This window comes from Leifsonia sp. GW821-FHT13C05 (assembly GCF_058806515.1).
Map to the genome: position 1 here is coordinate 178,807 of NZ_JBXAPT010000006.1, position 15,816 is coordinate 194,622.

13 protein-coding genes are annotated in these 15,816 nt (G+C 70.1%); 7 read left to right on the forward strand and 6 right to left on the reverse strand.

The window, feature by feature from the left end; all coding sequences use genetic code 11:
- The first annotated feature begins 53 nt into the window (after positions 1-53).
- Both AC1ROC_RS16335 and AC1ROC_RS16340 read left to right on the forward strand, forming a co-directional pair.
- Positions 54-1,376: an APC family permease gene (locus AC1ROC_RS16335; RefSeq protein WP_493001439.1), complete on the forward strand. Its 1,323-nt coding sequence runs from the start codon at positions 54-56 to the stop codon at positions 1,374-1,376.
- Between the two features lie 7 nt (positions 1,377-1,383).
- Positions 1,384-2,400 carry a LacI family DNA-binding transcriptional regulator gene (locus tag AC1ROC_RS16340; RefSeq protein WP_493001441.1) on the forward strand — a complete coding sequence of 339 codons (1,017 nt, stop codon included), beginning with the start codon at positions 1,384-1,386 and terminating at the stop codon, positions 2,398-2,400.
- Between the two features lie 5 nt (positions 2,401-2,405).
- Here the strand turns inward: AC1ROC_RS16340 and soxR are convergent, their stop codons facing one another.
- The gene (gene soxR / locus AC1ROC_RS16345; protein WP_434951722.1) at positions 2,406-2,870 is read right to left on the reverse strand and encodes a redox-sensitive transcriptional activator SoxR; all 465 of its coding nucleotides are present in this window, start codon (positions 2,868-2,870) and stop codon (positions 2,406-2,408) included.
- Between the two features lie 36 nt (positions 2,871-2,906).
- On the opposite strand from soxR, the gene AC1ROC_RS16350 reads away from it, so the two are divergent.
- Both AC1ROC_RS16350 and AC1ROC_RS16355 read left to right on the forward strand, forming a co-directional pair.
- Positions 2,907-4,322 (forward strand): MFS transporter, encoded by a 1,416-nt coding sequence (locus AC1ROC_RS16350; protein WP_085370996.1) that lies wholly within the window; start codon positions 2,907-2,909, stop codon positions 4,320-4,322.
- Positions 4,323-4,506: 184 nt separating this feature from the next.
- Positions 4,507-4,926, forward strand: a complete 420-nt coding sequence (locus AC1ROC_RS16355) for a DUF5684 domain-containing protein (RefSeq protein ID WP_256922111.1) — start codon at positions 4,507-4,509, stop codon at positions 4,924-4,926.
- Between the two features lie 103 nt (positions 4,927-5,029).
- Here AC1ROC_RS16355 and AC1ROC_RS16360 read toward each other — a convergent pair whose 3' ends face one another.
- Complete coding sequence (locus tag AC1ROC_RS16360) at positions 5,030-6,382, reverse strand: MFS transporter (protein WP_493001444.1); 1,353 nt, start codon at positions 6,380-6,382, stop codon at positions 5,030-5,032.
- Between the two features lie 136 nt (positions 6,383-6,518).
- Between AC1ROC_RS16360 and AC1ROC_RS16365 the strand changes: the two genes are divergently transcribed.
- A complete protein-coding gene (locus tag AC1ROC_RS16365; RefSeq protein ID WP_493001446.1) occupies positions 6,519-7,391 on the forward strand; it encodes a shikimate dehydrogenase in 873 nt (290 codons plus the stop codon).
- A complete protein-coding gene (locus AC1ROC_RS16370) occupies positions 7,391-9,223 on the forward strand; it encodes a bifunctional sugar phosphate isomerase/epimerase/4-hydroxyphenylpyruvate dioxygenase family protein (RefSeq protein WP_493001448.1) in 1,833 nt (610 codons plus the stop codon). Before AC1ROC_RS16365 ends, AC1ROC_RS16370 begins: the two co-directional genes overlap by 1 nt.
- A 42-nt stretch (positions 9,224-9,265) precedes the next feature.
- On the opposite strand, the gene xylB is transcribed toward AC1ROC_RS16370, so the two are convergent.
- The 4 genes from xylB to AC1ROC_RS16390 all read right to left on the reverse strand — a co-directional run bounded on the left by xylB (position 9,266) and on the right by AC1ROC_RS16390 (position 14,359).
- Complete coding sequence (gene xylB, locus AC1ROC_RS16375; RefSeq protein ID WP_493001450.1) at positions 9,266-10,699, reverse strand: xylulokinase; 1,434 nt, start codon at positions 10,697-10,699, stop codon at positions 9,266-9,268.
- 97 nt (positions 10,700-10,796) lie between these two features.
- Positions 10,797-11,987 carry a xylose isomerase gene (xylA, locus tag AC1ROC_RS16380; protein WP_085371001.1) on the reverse strand — a complete coding sequence of 397 codons (1,191 nt, stop codon included), beginning with the start codon at positions 11,985-11,987 and terminating at the stop codon, positions 10,797-10,799.
- 11 nt (positions 11,988-11,998) lie between these two features.
- Entirely contained in the window at positions 11,999-13,255 is a 1,257-nt protein-coding gene (locus AC1ROC_RS16385; RefSeq protein ID WP_493001453.1) for an endo-1,4-beta-xylanase, read from the reverse strand.
- Between the two features lie 75 nt (positions 13,256-13,330).
- Complete coding sequence (locus AC1ROC_RS16390) at positions 13,331-14,359, reverse strand: LacI family DNA-binding transcriptional regulator (RefSeq protein WP_085371003.1); 1,029 nt, start codon at positions 14,357-14,359, stop codon at positions 13,331-13,333.
- Between the two features lie 167 nt (positions 14,360-14,526).
- Between AC1ROC_RS16390 and AC1ROC_RS16395 the strand changes: the two genes are divergently transcribed.
- Positions 14,527-15,816, forward strand: a complete 1,290-nt coding sequence (locus AC1ROC_RS16395; RefSeq protein WP_493001455.1) for an ABC transporter substrate-binding protein — start codon at positions 14,527-14,529, stop codon at positions 15,814-15,816.

Here is a 15,816-nt window from a genome sequence, read left to right on the forward strand (position 1 = left end):
TCTCCGTGCGGCGACATTCTGCCGATGTCGGCGGCCACCGCCATGATGGAGGAATGACGGACAGCGGGCCATCGATCGCGCGCGCCCGCGGCGCGACACCGGATGCACCGCCTGGCGCCACACACGGGCATCTCGGCGTCGCAGGGGGCACCGCCCTCTACGTCGCCGCCGTGCTCGGCACGGGCATCCTGGTGCTGCCGGCGCTCGCCGCGTCGGTCGCCGGCCCTGGCTCGATCATCGCCGTCGCGGCGCTCGCCGTCATCTCCATCCCGCTGGCGGCGACGTTCGCCGCTCTCGCCAGGCGGCATCCGGATGCGGGTGGTGTCGCCACGTTCGCCCGCCGCGCGTTCGGGCCGACCGCCGCCCGCGTCATCAGCTACTGGTTCTTCTTCGGCACGCCGATCGGTGCGCCCATCGCGGCCCTGATGACGGCGAGATACGTGGTCGCCGTGATCGGCGGGGATGCGCTGACCACCGTGCTGATCGCCATCGGACTGATGGTGATCCCGGTGATCGTCACGGCGTTCGGCGTGCGCTTCGCCGGCTGGTTGCAGCTCGTCCTGTCCGCTGCCCTGGTGGCCGTGCTCGTGTTCGTGCTCGCGGCCGCCGTCCCGCACTCCGATCCGGCCAACCTGCAGCCGCTGCTCCCGCACGGCTGGGAGGGCGTCGGGCTCGCGATGAGCCTCTACATCTGGGCGTTCGCCGGGTGGGAGGCCGTGGCGGGGATCGGCGGCGAGTTCCGCAACCCGCGGCGGGACATCCCGCGGGCGACAGCGCTGGCGCTGGTGATCGTCTCTGCGGCATACCTGGCCATCCAGACGGTGACGGTGCTCGTGCTCGGCGACGCGGCATCGACGAGTGCCGTGCCTCTTCTCGACCTCGTGACGGTGTCGTCCGGCCCGGGCGGCGGGGTGGTGGTGGCCGTGATCGCCGCCATCGTGGTCACCGGGGTGTTCAACGCCTACCTCGCCGCGTTCAGCAAGCTGGGCGCCGCGATGGGCAGAGACGGCGACCTGCCGCGCTGGTTCGGCAGGGGAGCCGAGAACGGCGGGATCGCCCGGCGCGGCCTGCTCCTGTCCGCGGTGATCATGGCCGCATACTCCGCACTGGTCCTCGCGAGCGGCGACCTGCCGCCGTTCATCCTGGTGCACACCAGCATCGCGGCGGCCGTGTATGCGCTCGGCGTCGCGTCGGCGCTCGTGCTGCTGCCGCGCTGGTCGCTCGGCTGGTGGATGTCCCTCGCCTCCTGCGTCTTCGCCGCCGGTCTCCTCCTGCTCGCCGGCTGGCACCTCGTCTTCCCGCTCGTCCTCGCCGTCGCCGCCCTCCTCATCCGCCCCCGTCGCGGGAGCGGGAGCGCGCGTGGGCGGAGCGCATAATGAGGGAATGACGCACGACGACGCTGCGAGCCGGGCCGCCAGCATGCGCGATGTCGCGCGGGTGGCGGGGGTCTCGCACCAGACGGTGTCGCGCGTCCTGAACGGGCACCCGAGCATCCGGGACTCGACGCGCGAGCGGGTCGTGCGGGCGATGGACGAACTGCACTACCGGCCCAACCGCGCCGCGCGGGCGCTCGTCACCGCCCGGTCGAACACGATCGGCGTGCTCGCCGCCTCCGCCGCCGCGCTCTACGGGCCGGTGTCGAGCATGGGCGCGATCCAGACGGCGGGGCGCGAGGCCGGGTACTACGTGGCGGTCGCCCAGCTCGCCGACCTCACCGAGGAGAGCATCGCCGACGGGATCGACCATCTGCTCGCCCAGGCGGTGGAGGGGATCGTCGTGATCGCGCCGCAGGAGCGGGTGCTCGACCTGATCGCCTCCACCGGGCTGGATGTGCCGTACGTGACCATGCAGGCGGGCGACCAGTATGCGGAGAGAGAGCTCTCCGTCGACCAGCTCGCCGGGGCCCGCGCTGCAACCCGCCACCTGATCGACCTCGGCCACCGCAGGATCGTGCACGTCTCCGGGCCGCTCGGCTGGATCGAGGCGCAGGCCAGGCTGCGAGGCTACCAGGACGAGCTGCGCGCATCCGGCCTCGACGTGCTTTCCCCGATCCGCGGCGACTGGACGGCGCAGTCCGGCTACGCGGCAGGGGAGGAGCTGCTCGCCGACCCGGCCATCACGGGCGTGTTCGCCTCCAACGACCAGCTGGCCCTCGGCATCATGCACGTCGCCCGCGACCAGGGCAGAGACATCCCGGGCGACCTGAGCGTGGTCGGTTTCGACGACATCCCGGAGGCCGCCCACTTCTGCCCTCCGCTCACGACGGTCAGGCAGGATTTCGCCGAGCTCGGCCGCCGCTGCGTCGCCCGGCTGGTGGCCGAGATCGAGTCGACCGCCGAGCCGCACCCCGGCAACGTGCAGCCCGCGCTGATCGTGCGCGCGTCCACGGCGCCGCGCTGAACGCGTCAGTCCTCCTCCTCGGTCGCGCCGTCCAGCCACCTCCGTGGCCCAGGCCCGCTGCCGCCGAGCTCGTCCGATGGGTTCTGCAGCGCGCACGTGCGCAGGCTCAGGCACCCGCATCCCATGCACCCGGTGAGGTCGTCGCGCAGATGCTCCAGGTCTCTGATCCGTTCGTCGAGCGCATCCCGCCACAGCCGGGAAAGCCGTGCCCAGTCCTTCTTCGTCGGCGTCCTGCCCTCCGGCAGCGAGTCGAGCGCGAGACGGATCTCGGCGAGCGGCACGCCCACCCGCTGCGACACCCGGATGAACGCCACCCGCCGCAGGACATCGCGCCGGTATCGCCGCTGGTTGCCCGCCGTCCGCTCGCTGCTGATCAGTCCCTGTCGCTCGTAGAAGTGCAGGGCGGAGACGGCGACGCCGCTGCGGGAAGCGATGTCGCCGACGCTGAGGATCGGTTCGGAGGGAGTCATTGACCTCAACCGTAGTTGAGGTCATAGGCTCGCACCATGACCACTGACGACCGCGAACGCACCAGCACGCCCCTGCAGCAGGGAGCCGCGGTCGCCGACCTCCCGCCACCCGGCGGTGTCCTGAGCGCCCGCTATCGCTGGGTCAGCATCGGGATGTGCGCGCTCATCATGCTCGCGGCGTTCGAGGCGCTCGCGGTCACCACGATCATGCCGACTGTGAGCCGCGAACTCGACGGCGCGAGCCTCTACGCGTTCGCCTTCGCCGGACCGCTCGCCGTGAGCGTCGTCGGCATGGTGCTCGCCGGGGCGTGGTGCGACAGGGGAAGTCCCCGCAACGCGCTGTTCGCCTCGGTCGGGATGTTCGTGGCAGGGCTGCTCGTGGTGGGCACCGCCCAGAACATGGGCGTCTTCGTCGCTGGCCGGCTCATCCACGGGTTCGGCGGCGGCGCCCTGACGGTGGCCCTGTACGTGATCGTCGCGCGGGTGTACCCGCCGAACCTGCACGCCAAGATCTTCGCCGGGTTCGCGGCGGCCTGGGTGATCCCGTCGCTCGTCGGTCCGCTGATCGCGGGAGCGCTCGCGGAGTCGGTCGGCTGGCGCTGGGTGTTCCTCGGTGTCGTCGGGCTCGCTGTCCTCGCCATGCTGATGGTCGTGCCCGCCATGCGCGGTGTACACCGGCCGGACGAGGGGGAGGAGCGCCCGCCGCTCGACCTGCGACGCATCGGTTGGGCGGTGCTGGTCGCCGTCGCGGTGCTCGCGCTCAACCTGACCGCGGAGGCCCGCGGACCCGTGCAGTGGATCGCACCCGTCTTCGCGGTCGCTGTCGCGATCGTCGCCATCCGGCCGCTGCTGCCGCCGCGCGCCTTGCGCGCCGCCCGGGGGCTGCCGAGCGTGATCCTCGTGCGTGCCCTCGTCGCCGCGACGTTCTTCGCGGCCGAGGTCTACGTGCCTCTGCTGCTGGTGACCGAGTTCGGGCTCACCGCGGCCCTGTCCGGCCTCGCGCTGACGGCGGCCGGGGTGAGCTGGGCGGCGGCGTCGTGGGTGCAGGGCCGGTTCCCCGCCATCGGCAACCGGCTGGCGGCGCGCCTCGGCTCGATCGGGCTGAGCGTCGCGATCGCCTCACTGCTGCTGACCGCTCTGCTGCACCTGTCTCCGGTGGTCGTGGTGGTCGGCTGGGCGTTCGCCGGTGCCGGCATGGGGATCCTCTACCCGCGCCTCGGCGTGCTGACGCTCGAGTACTCCACCACGGAGAACCAGGGCTTCAACAGCTCTGCGCTCTCCATCGCGGACGCGATCGGCTCCGCCATCTCGCTCGCCGCGACCGCGATCGTGTTCGCCGCGCTGTCCGGGCTGGGCGGCGCGTGGCCGTTCGTCGGGGTGTTCGCCTTCACAGGCATCCTGTGTCTGGCGTCGTGGGTCGCCGGGCCGCGCATCCTGGTGTCGCGCCGCTGACGCGCGCCCTTACAGACTCGTCGCGGCGGCGCCGGACGGCTCCCGAACCGCGGGGCCGAGCGACAGCCGTCCGCCGCCGCGACGATACGCGGTCGCCGTCCGTGCGACACGCCCGGTTCACCTGGCGTCCCCCTGTTGAAACGCTGAATGGATACTGTCATTTCCGTTCAGAGAGAGGACACCCATGTTCCCCATCGCCCTGGCCGCCGACGGCCTGATCGCCACCGAGACCACCGCATACAACCCGGTGCCGTCCATCATCGGCGGCCTCATCGGATACATCCTTGTCGTCATCGCCCTGTGGCCCGTCTTCACCAAGGCGGGCAAGCCGGGCTGGGGCGCGCTCATCCCGATCTACAACACCTACCTGCTGGTGAAGATCGGTGGATTCCACGGTGCGCTGGTGATCCTGTACTTCATCCCGATCGTCAACATCATCGTCGCGATCATCGTCGCGCTCGGCGTCGGCCGCGCGTTCGGCAAGGGGGCCGCCTTCAGCATCTTCCTGCTCTGGCTGTTCGCGATCATCGGCTACTTCATCGTCGGCTACGGCAGCTCGCAGTACGTCGGGCCGGGCGGGCGTCGCGAGGCGGTCACCGCGTAGGCACGCGAGAACGAAACGGAGAAGGTGCGGTCGGGAGTCCCGGCCGCACCTTTCTCGTTCGTGCCGCTTCTGCTTCGTGCCGCTTCTGTTTCGGTCTGCTGGGTCAGCGCACCGCGACCGGCTCCGGCACTTCGACGGCACGGGATGCGCCATCCAGCCCCAGCCGGTCGGTCGGCACGTGCGCCGTCTCGCGCGCCGTGAGCGCCGCGACGGAGGCCAGCACGGCGATGCCCGCCGTGAAGAGCGAGATGACCACCCAGCCGTTCTCGCCGGTGCCGCCGAGTGCGGTGACGATGCTCGGGGTGAACCCGGCTGCCAGGAAGCCGAGCTGGGTGCCGATCGCGACGCCGGAGAACCGGACGCGCCGCGAAAACATCTCGTTGTAGAACGCCGGCCAGACCGCGTTCGACGCCGCGTACCCGCAGGAGAACGTCGCCACGGAGAGCGCGAAGACGATGAGCATGTTCGGTTGCGACATCGAAACGAGATAGAACGGCATGAGCACGGCGCTCGCCAGCGCTCCGTAGACGAACACGGGCTTGCGGCCGATGCGGTCGGCGAGCATCCCGAACAGCGGCTGGGTCGCGATGGCGACCGCGTTGGCCGCGACGACGAGCCAGAGCGTGAGTTCCTTGTCGACGCCGACGCTGATCCCGTATGCGATGGCCAGGCTGCCGAACACGGTCGACACGGCGGCGATGGTCGCGCAGAGCACGACGCGGAGCACATCCCGCCAGTGGTCGCGCAGCAGGTCGGCCACCGGCAGCTTGGCCAGTTCGCCCTTGCTCTTCGCGCTCTCGAACTCCGGGGACTCCGGCAGCGAGCGGCGCACCACGAACGCGATCACGACCACGAGCGCCGACAGCCAGAACGGGATGCGCCAGCCGATCGAATACGTGAACTCGTCCGGCGCGGCCAGGATCGGGATGAACGCGAGCGCTGCCAGGATCTGGCCGCCCTGGGTGCCGGTGAGCGTCCAGGAGGTGAAGAACGCCCTGCGGTTCTCCGGTGCGTGCTCGAGCGTCATCGAGCTGGCGCCCGCCTGCTCGCCGGCGGCGGAGAGGCCCTGCATCAGCCGGCAGAGCACCAGGAGCACCGGGGCGAACCAGCCGATGGCCGAGAAGGTCGGCAGGCAGCCGATGATGAACGTCGACATTCCCATCAGGACGAGGGTGAAGACGAGCACCTTCTGGCGCCCGATCCTGTCGCCGAAGTGGCCGAGGAAGATGGCGCCGACGGGGCGCGCGATGTACGCGAACCCGAACGTCGCGAACGACATCACCTGCGCGTTCGTGTCGGCGTCCGGGAAGAAGACGTGCGGGAAAATCAGGGCCGCCGCCGTTCCGAAGATGAAGAAGTCGTAGTACTCGACCGCGGAGCCGAGGAAGCTGGCCACGGCCGCGCGCCGCGGGGTCTTGCTGGGGGAGGTGCCGGGGGGAGGGGCGGTTGTCGTCATTGAATCGTCCTCGCGTACGTCAGAGTGGGTGCTTCACGCAACTTAAATGCTGCATGAATCATACGGTACGTTAGGAAGCTGACGGGGTCGGTGTCAACTGAATCCCAACATCCAATTTCTGCAGCGAGGAGGCGCAATGAGCGTGGTAGGCGAGTCGTATCTCGTGGGATTGATCGGCGACGGCGTACTCCCGTCGCTCACCCCGCCCATGCACGAAGCGGAGGGGGACGCACACGGGATCCGCTACCTCTACCGCCCGCTCGACCTGGCCGTCCTGGGCAGGCGCGCCGATGAGGTCGGAGCGATCATCGCGGAGGGAAGGGCGCTCGGCTTCTCCGCCTTCAACGTCACCCACCCGTGCAAGCGCGAGGTGCTCTCCGCCCTGGATGAGGTCGATCCGGTGGCCGCAGCGGTGGGCGCAGCGAACACGGTGCTCATCGTCGACGGGAAGCTGGTCGGCCACAACACGGACGTCACCGGGTTCGAGTCGGCGCTCGCCGACGGCCTGCCGGGAGCAGACCTCGGCTCGGTCGTGCTGATCGGCGCGGGAGGTGCAGGCGGGGCGGTCGCCCACGCGCTGCTCGGCGCCGGGGTCGCGCGTCTCGCGATCGTGGACGTCGTCCCCGCCTCCGCTGCCAGGCTCGCCGCGGACACCGCCGCCGCCTTCCCGGCGGCACGGGTCTCCTCCGCGGCCCCCGCCGACCTCGAGGCGCTCCTCGCCGACGCGGACGGTCTCGTCAACGCGAGCTTCGTCGGCATGCACTCGCATCCGGGCATCCCGGTGGACGCGACGCTCCTGCATCCCGGTCTCTGGGTGGCGGACATCGTCTACCGGCCCGTGGTCACCGAACTCGTCGCCGCCGCACGCGCAGCGGGGTGCCGCGTGCTCGACGGCGGGCACATGGCCGTCGGACAGGCGGCGGACGCGTTCCGCCTCATCACCGGCCGTGAGCCGGACAGGGCCAGGATGCACGCCCAGTTCCTCGACCTCGTGGCGCTGGGCCGCTGATGCGCACCTCCATCGCCACGGTCTGCCTCTCCGGCACCATCGTCGACAAGCTGCACGCGGCGGCCGACGCCGGTTTCGACGCGGTCGAGATCTTCGAACCGGACCTCGTGGTGGCCCAGCAGTCGCCGGAGGAGCTGCGCGCGCTGAGCGACAGACTCGGACTCGAGCTGTCGCTGTACCAGCCGTTCCGGGATGCGGAGGGGGTCAGCGACGATGTCTTCCGCGCCGTGCTCCACCGCGCGGAGGCCAAGTTCGAGCTGATGGAGCGGCTCGGCATCGACACGGTGCTCGTGTGCAGCAACGTGGCCACGGCGACCGTCGACGACGACGCCGTCTCCGCCTCCCAGCTGGCGCGGCTGGCGGACAGGGCGGCGGCGCGTGGGATGCGCATCGCGTACGAGGCCCTCGCGTGGGGCCGCTTCGTGGACGACTACCGCCGCTCCTGGCGGATCGTGGAGCTGGCAGGACACGAGGCGCTCGGCGTCTGCCTGGACAGCTTCCACATCCTGTCGCGCGGGCACGATCCGGCCGGGATCGAGAGCATCCCTGGTGAGAAGGTGTTCTTCGTGCAGCTGGCCGACGCCCCGCTGCTGTCGCTGGATGTGCTCTCCTGGAGCCGTCACCACCGCCTGTTCCCCGGTGAAGGCGGCTTCGACCTGCCCGCGTTCCTCGCCAACGTCGTGCGTGGCGGATACCGCGGTCCGCTGTCGCTCGAAGTGTTCAACGACACCTTCCGCCAGACCGACGCCTGGCGCACGGCCAGGCACGCGCACCGGTCGCTGCGCGTGCTCGAAGACGCGACGGCGCGGCTGCTGGCGAGCGCGCCCGGCGGCGCGACCGACCTCGCCACCGTCACCGCCGTGCCGGAGCCGCGCGGTTTCGACTTCGTGGAGATCAAGGCCGAGAACACCGACGCCGTCGCCGTCCTGCTGGACCAGTTGGGCTTCGCGTTCGCCGGGCAGCACAGGACGAAGGACGTGCGCCTCTGGTCGCAGGGCGACGCGCGGGTGGTCCTCAACGAACAGCAGGCGCGTGGCCGTGAGCCGTCCATCGCCGCGGTGGGTCTCGACGTGGCGGACCCGGCGGCGGCAGCGTCGCGGGCCTCGGCGCTGAGCGTGCCTCGCGCGTTCCGCCGCACGAGCGCCCAGGATCAGGACCTCCCCGCCGTCGTCGCCCCGGACGGCACCGAGATCTTCTGGTCGACACCGACGCCCGGGTCGGCGACTCCGGACTGGGTGGCCGAGTTCAGTGGAGGTTTCGGTGCCGGAGACGCGGCCATCCGCGGAATCGACCACGTCAACCTCGCCCAGCCTGCCGCCGACTTCGACGAGGCCGTGCTGTTCTACGGAAGCCTGCTGGCGCTGCGGCCGTCGGCCACGACCGAGGTGGCCGGCCCCGTCGGGCTGGTCCGCAGCCAGGTGGTCCGCTCGCGCGACGGGGGCGTGCGGTTCGCGCTCAACGTCGCTCCGTCGCTGTCCGAGCGCGACGCGACCCCGGATGCGCGGCCCTTCGCCCAGCACGTCGCCATCTCCTGCTCGGACGTGGTCGGCCTGGCCACGCGTGCGCGGGAGCGGGGCCTGCGGTTCCTGCCCGTTCCCGCCAACTACTACGAGGACCTCGCCGCACGCTTCGACCTCGGCGCAGAGAGGATCGCCGAACTGCGCTCGCTCGACCTGCTCTACGACCGCGACGCGGACGGCGAGTTCGTGCACTTCTACACGCCGACGCTCGGCAGCGTCTTCATCGAGCTGGTCCAGCGGGTCGGCGGATACGACGGCTACGGCGCGGGCAACGCCCCGGTGCGGATGGCCGCACAGCACGCCGCGGCCTGAGCGCGGTCGCGCATTCGCCACCGCGCCCGGACCACCCGGCGCTCAGACCCCCGCGGTCGCGCGTGCGTACTGCTCGCGGATCACCGGGCGGGTGTCGACCGCGAGCGCCGGTGCAGCATCCACCGTCCACTCCGGCCGCTCGCCGGTCAGCGCCCACGCGGCCTGCACCGCCGCGCCGTTCGCCACGTACTCGCCAGGCGCCGGCACCACGACGGGAGCGTCGAACACCTGCGCAGCGATGGCGGCGACCGCACGGTTCTGCGCGGCCCCGCCGATCAGGAGCACGCGCTTCTCCCGCACACCGACCGCGCGCACGGCGTCGAGGCCGTCCGCGAGCCCGCAGAGCATCCCTTCGATGGCGGCGCGGGCGAACGTGGACGGGCGGGTGCTGGCGATGGTGAGCCCGTGGATGCTCGCCGTGGCGTCCGGCAGGTTCGGGGTGCGCTCTCCCTCGAAGTACGGCACGAGGACGACGCCTTCCGCGCCGGCCTCCGCGGACAGCGCGAGGTCGGCCAGCTCGTCGAAGTCGACGGAGAGCAGGCCGGAGATGGAGCTGAGCACGCGGGCGGCGTTGAGCGTCGCGATCAGCGGGAGGCTGAGACCGCTGGCGTCGGCGAAGCCTGCGACCGTTCCGCTCTCGTCGGACACGGGGGCATCGGTCACCGCGAACACCGTGCCGCTGGTGCCGATCGAGACGACCACGTCGCCGTCGGCGGCACCGAGCCCGAGCGCGGCGCCCGCGTTGTCGCCTGCGCCGGGTCCCACCAGCACGCCGGAGGGGGTGCGTCCGGCCGACTCCGCCGGCCCGAGCACCCGCGGGAGCACGATGCCGTCGCCGGCCGTGCCTGCCTCCCGGGCCGCGCGGCCGAAGGCGCGCGAGAACAGGTCGAGGTCGTACGCCCCGGATGCTGCGCCCCAGTATGCGGTGCCGCTCGCGTCCGAGCGATCGGTCGTCAGCGCGTCGAGGTCGGCGCCCAGCTCGCTCTCGCCCGCCGGGCCGTAGCCGAGCAGGCGCCAGGTGAGCCAGTCGTGGGGGAGCGCGACCGCTGCCACGCGTTCGGCGTTCGCCGGCTCCGCGTCGCGCAGCCAGCGCAGCTTGGTCGCCGTGAAGGAGGCGACGGGGACGACGCCGACGCGGGCGGCGTATTCGGCGGCTCCGACCTCGTCGATGAGGTCGCGGGCGGCCTGGGCGGAGCGGGTGTCGTTCCAGAGCAGGGCGTCGCGGACGACCCGGCCCTGCGCATCCAGTGTCACCATGCCGTGCTGCTGCCCGGCGATGGACACAGCGGCCACGTCGTCGAGTCCGCCGGCCTCCTCGATGGCCTGCTGCAGGGCGGCCCACCAGGCGGCGGGGTCGACCTCGGTGCCATCGGGATGCGCGGCGCGCCCGTACCGCACGACGGCTCCCGTTTCGAGGTCGCGCACGACCACCTTGCAGCTCTGCGTCGATGAGTCGACTCCGGCGACCAGCGTCATCCGCTCTGTCCTTTCCGATGAATGGGGGAGAGGGGCGCCCGGATCGCGGGCGCCCCTCGAGGTGTTTCAGGTGTGATTCAGTCGCAATTCAGCGGGTTCAGCGAGCGCCGAGCAGGTGCTCGAGCGCCAGCTGCTGCAGCCGCACGAAGCCGAAGCCCTTGCCGCCGAAGTACGCGTCGGCGTCGAAGTCCTCGTACGAGGCGCGGTCGGCCAGCAGGTCGTCGTAGCTCTCGCCGTCGGCCAGCGTGGTCTGCGCGAGCTGGGTGACGCGCGACGCCTCGAGCGCCTCCTGCACCTCGGGGTCGGCGCGGAAGGCCTGCGCGCGCTCCTTGAGGAGCAGGTAGGTGCGCATGTTCGCCGCTGCGGAGTCCCAGACGCCGGTGATGTCCTCGGTGCGCGACGGCTTGTAGTCGAAGTGGCGGGGGCCGTCGTAGGACGGGCCGCCGTTCGGGCCGCCGTTCTCGAGCAGGTCGACCAGCGCGAACGCGTTCTGCAGGTCGCCGTGACCGAAGACCAGGTCCTGGTCGTACTTGATGCCGCGCTGACCGTTGAGGTCGATGTGGAACAGCTTGCCCTGGTAGAGCGCCTGGGCGATGCCTGCCGCGAAGTTCAGGCCGGCCATCTGCTCGTGTCCGACCTCCGGGTTCACGCCGACCAGCTCGGGGCGCTCCAGCGTCTCGATGAACGCCATCGCGTGGCCGACCGTCGGGAGGAGGATGTCGCCGCGGGGCTCGTTCGGCTTCGGCTCGATGGCGAAGCGGATGTCGTATCCCTTGTCGGTGACGTACTGGCCGAGCAGGTTGACGGCCTCGCGGTAGCGCTCCAGCGCGGCGCGGATGTCCTTGGCCGAGTCGTACTCCGCACCCTCGCGGCCACCCCACATGACGAAGGTCTTGGCGCCGAGCTCGGCGGCCAGGTCGAGGTTGCGGAGCACCTTGCGCAGCGCGAAGCGGCGGACGGCGCGGTCGTTGGAGGTGAAGCCGCCGTCCTTGAAGACCGGAGCGCTGAACAGGTTGGTGGTCACCATCGGGACGATCACGCCGGTGTCGGCGAGGGCGCCCTTGAGGCGGTCGATCTGCTTCTGGCGCTCGGCGTCGGTGGAGCCGAAGGCGAACAGGTCGTCGTCGTGGAAGGTCAGACCGTACGCACCGAGCTCGTTGAGCTTGGTGACGGCCTCGACGACGTCGAGCTGCGGACGGGTGGGGCCGCCGAACGGGTCGGTGCCGTTGTATCCGATGGTCCAGAGTCCGAACGAGAACTTGTCCTCGCGGGTGGGTGTGGCAGTCATAGCAATTTCCTTCAGTTGTTCGATGGGATGGAGATCTGAATGCGATCGGTGGTTCGGTCGATGGTGATCGGGGTGGCCGTGTCGCCGACACGCACCAGGTAGTCGCCGCTGAAGCCGGAGACGGCGACGCGTCCGTTCTCGTCGGCGATGGTGGTGGTGGGGCTCAGCCACCACTCGTCGGCGATGAGCCTGCGCAGCGCCTCGTACGACGGCTTGGGCGTTCCGTCCGCGCGGACCAGGCCGATCGGCGCGCCGAGCCACGCATCGGCGTCGGTGAGACCCCAGTACGTGATCGCCTCCACGGAGGGATGCGCGACCAGCGACCGGTAGTGCCGCACCAGTTCGTCGGCCTGCCGCTCTTCGCCCTCCGGCGTCGACGGCCACTCGGGGATCTGGTAGTCGTTCAGGTCGACGATGTCGGCCGGCATCAGGTGCCCGGACACCAGCGACGTCTCCGTCAGGTGCAGGGGAAGGCCGTAGCGGGCGAACCGATCGACCGTCGCGAGCACGGCGTCCTCGCCCCAGTAGCCCTGGTGCATGTGGGTCTGCAGGCCGATGGCGTCGATCGGGATGCCGGCCTCCAGCACGCCCTCGATCAGGCATTCGTATGCGGTCGACAGGTCGAAGTCGTTGAGCAGCAGCTTCACGTTCGGGTTGGCGGCGCGGGCCTCCTCGAACGCCATCCGGATCATGGCGATGCGTCCCTTGGCGCGGGCGAGTGGGGTGATCGCGTTGTCGCCGTTGTCGAACACCGGCATGATGACGACCTCGTTGATGGCGTCCCAGGTGTCGATCAGGCCGTCGAAGTCGTGCACCTCGCGGCGGATGCGCTCGCGCTGCAGGCGCTCGACCTCGTCGAGCGGCAGGCCGAGCAGCCAGTCCGGCTGCACGGTGTGCCAGACCAGCGGGTGGCCCTTGAGCGCGACGCCGCGGTCGCGGAACCAGCGGGCGGTGCGCTGCAGCCTGGCGGTGTCCGGCTCTCCGCGGCGTGGCTCGAAGCGGCCCCAGTAGAACGGGAGCGTCGCGGTGTTGAACACGCCGGTGTACAGCTCGGCGAGACGTTCGTCCGCCTCGTTCCCCTCCCCGTTCGCCAGGCCGATGAAGTCGAAGCCGATGTTGCCGAAGCCGAACGTGTGCCTGGTCTGCTCGACCGTGACCTCGGCGCCGGCCAGCGGCTCTCCTCGCGCATCCAGGACCGTGACGACGGCCTCGTGGATGCGGTGGGCCGGCGCCGTGGTCGACGGCTCGGCTGCGGAATAGATCGACACTGATTCACTCTCGGAGGGGAATTGTTGTTTCTAAGAACATATCAGCGAGAGCGGCCGATGGGAAATGCGAATTTCTCAGACGGTCGGGGCGGGACCCGTGCTCGCGCGGACGACCAGCTCGGCAGGGAGGTGCACGCCGGTCGCGACGGGCTGTCCGTCCAACAGGGCGAGCAGCATCTGCAGCGCGCGCTCGCCGAGTTCGTGCAGCGGCTGCGCGACGGTGGTCAGCGGCGGGGTGGAGTTCGCCGCATCCGGGATGTCGTCGAAGCCGACGATCGAGAGATCCTCCGGCACCCGGAGGCCCAGCTCCCTGGCGACGGAGAGCACGCCGATCGCCGAGGTGTCGTTGGCGGCGAAGACCGCCGTCGGCCGGTCCGGCCGGTCCAGCAGCTCGCGCGCCACGACGGCGGACTGTGCCGCGGAGTACTCGCCGTACAGCACCAGGTCCTGGTCGAACGGGATGCCCGCCTCCTGGAGTGCCTGACGGTAGCCGTCCTCGCGGAGCTGGGCGGAGGCCAGATCCCGTCGGCCGCGGATGTGCGCGATCCTGGTGTGCCCCAGCCCGATCAGGTGGCGGACGGCGACGAGCGCGCCTCCCACGTTGTCCGAGTCGATCGTCGCAGGGCCGCCCTGCCCCGTGTGCGGGTCGATCGCCACGACCGGGATGGAGGAACTCGGGATGAGCGTGGTGGGCGTGACGATGATCGCCCCGTCGATGAGCGTGCCTGCCAGGCGGGACAGCGACTTGCGCTCCCACCCGACGCTGCTCACGCCGGAGACGAGCCCGGTGTACGCGAGCAGTTCGTATCCCGTGCCGGTGGCGGCGACCGAGATTCCCTTCAGCAGCTCGACGGAGAACGGCTCGAACTCGGCGACGAGGATGCCGATGACGTTGGTGCTGCGCCTGCGCAGGCTGCTCGCGACGAGCGAGGTCTCGTAGCCGAGCTCGTTCACCACCTCCATCACGCGCTGGGAGGTGGTGGCCGCGACGCCGTAGCGTTCGTTGACCACCTTGGAGACGGTGGACACCGAGACTCCTGCCGCACGGGCGACGTCGTTGATCGTCACCCTGCCGAAGGCGGCGGGGTCGAGTTCCGTGGACATAGTGGACACAGTACCGTGCGCCCAGCGCTTTTCCAGGTTTGCAGCGACATTTCGATAACGTTGTCGAAAACGTTATCGACATCGTTTGACAAATCACAGGATGGGATGCGAAGCTCTCGGCGGGCGGACGAATGTGCGTCAATGAGGACAACCAAGGAGTTTCCACAATGAAGAGGAAAATTCGAGCGGCGGGCTTGCTCGCACTCGTCGCGAGCACAGCCCTTCTCGCAACGGCGTGTACTGGCGACGGCGGCAACTCTGCTGACGGCAAGGTCACGATGACCTTCTGGCACAACTCCACCACCGGACCGGGCAAGGCCTACTGGCAGCAGACGGTCGCGGACTTCGAGAAGGCCAACCCCAACGTCACGATCAAGATCCAGTCCATCCAGAACGAAGACATGGACGGCAAGCTGCAGACCGCGCTGAACTCCGGCGACGGTCCCGACATCTTCATGGCACGCGGTGGCGGAAAGCTCGCCGACGTCGTCGCAGCAGGCCAGGCGATGGACATCAGCGACAAGATCGACTCCGCGACCAAGTCGGCGGTCAGCGAGGGCGTCCTGAACTCGTTCGCCGTCGACGGCAAGATCTACGGCATGCCGACCGCCGTGCTCCCCGGCGGCATCTACTACAGCCAGGACCTCTACAAGGCGGCCGGCGTCACCACTACCCCGACCACCATCCCGGAACTCGAGGCGACGGTCGAGGCCGTCAAGAAGACCGGCGTTCAGCCGATCGCCCTCGGTGGCAAGGACGCATGGCCCGCAGCGCACTGGTACTACTTCTTCGCCCTCCGCGAGTGCTCGCAGGACACGATGAACAAGGCGGCCAAGTCGCGCAGCTTCGACGACAACTGCTGGCTCAAGGCCGGTGAGGACCTCCAGTCCTTCGCCGCGACGAAGCCGTTCAACGACGGCTTCCTGACCACCACGGCACAGCAGGGCGCAGGCAGCTCCGCCGGTCTCGTCGCCAACCACAAGGCGTCGATGGAACTGATGGGCGCCTGGGACCCGGGAGTGATCGCATCGCTCACCCCCGACCAGAAGCCGCTGGCCGACCTCAGCTGGTTCCCGTTCCCCGCGATCGACGGCGGTAAGGGCAAGGCAGACGCGATGATGGGTGGCGTCGACGGCTTCACCTGTGCCACGAAGGCTCCGAAGGAGTGCCCGGAGTTCCTCAACTTCTTCATGCAGAAGAAGTACCAGGAGGGCTACGCGACCGCGTTCCAGACCCTCCCGGCGAGCAAGGACGCCCAGGACGTCGTCACCGACCCCGCGCTGAAGAAGATCCTCGAGGCGTACAACAAGGCACCGTACGTGTCCGTCTGGCTCGACACCCTCTACGGACAGAGCGTCGGTAACGCTCTGAACGCCGGTGTCGTCGACATGCTCGCAGGCAAGGGCAGCCCGGAGGCGATCGTCAAGGCCGTCAACGACGCCGGAGCAAAGGGATAG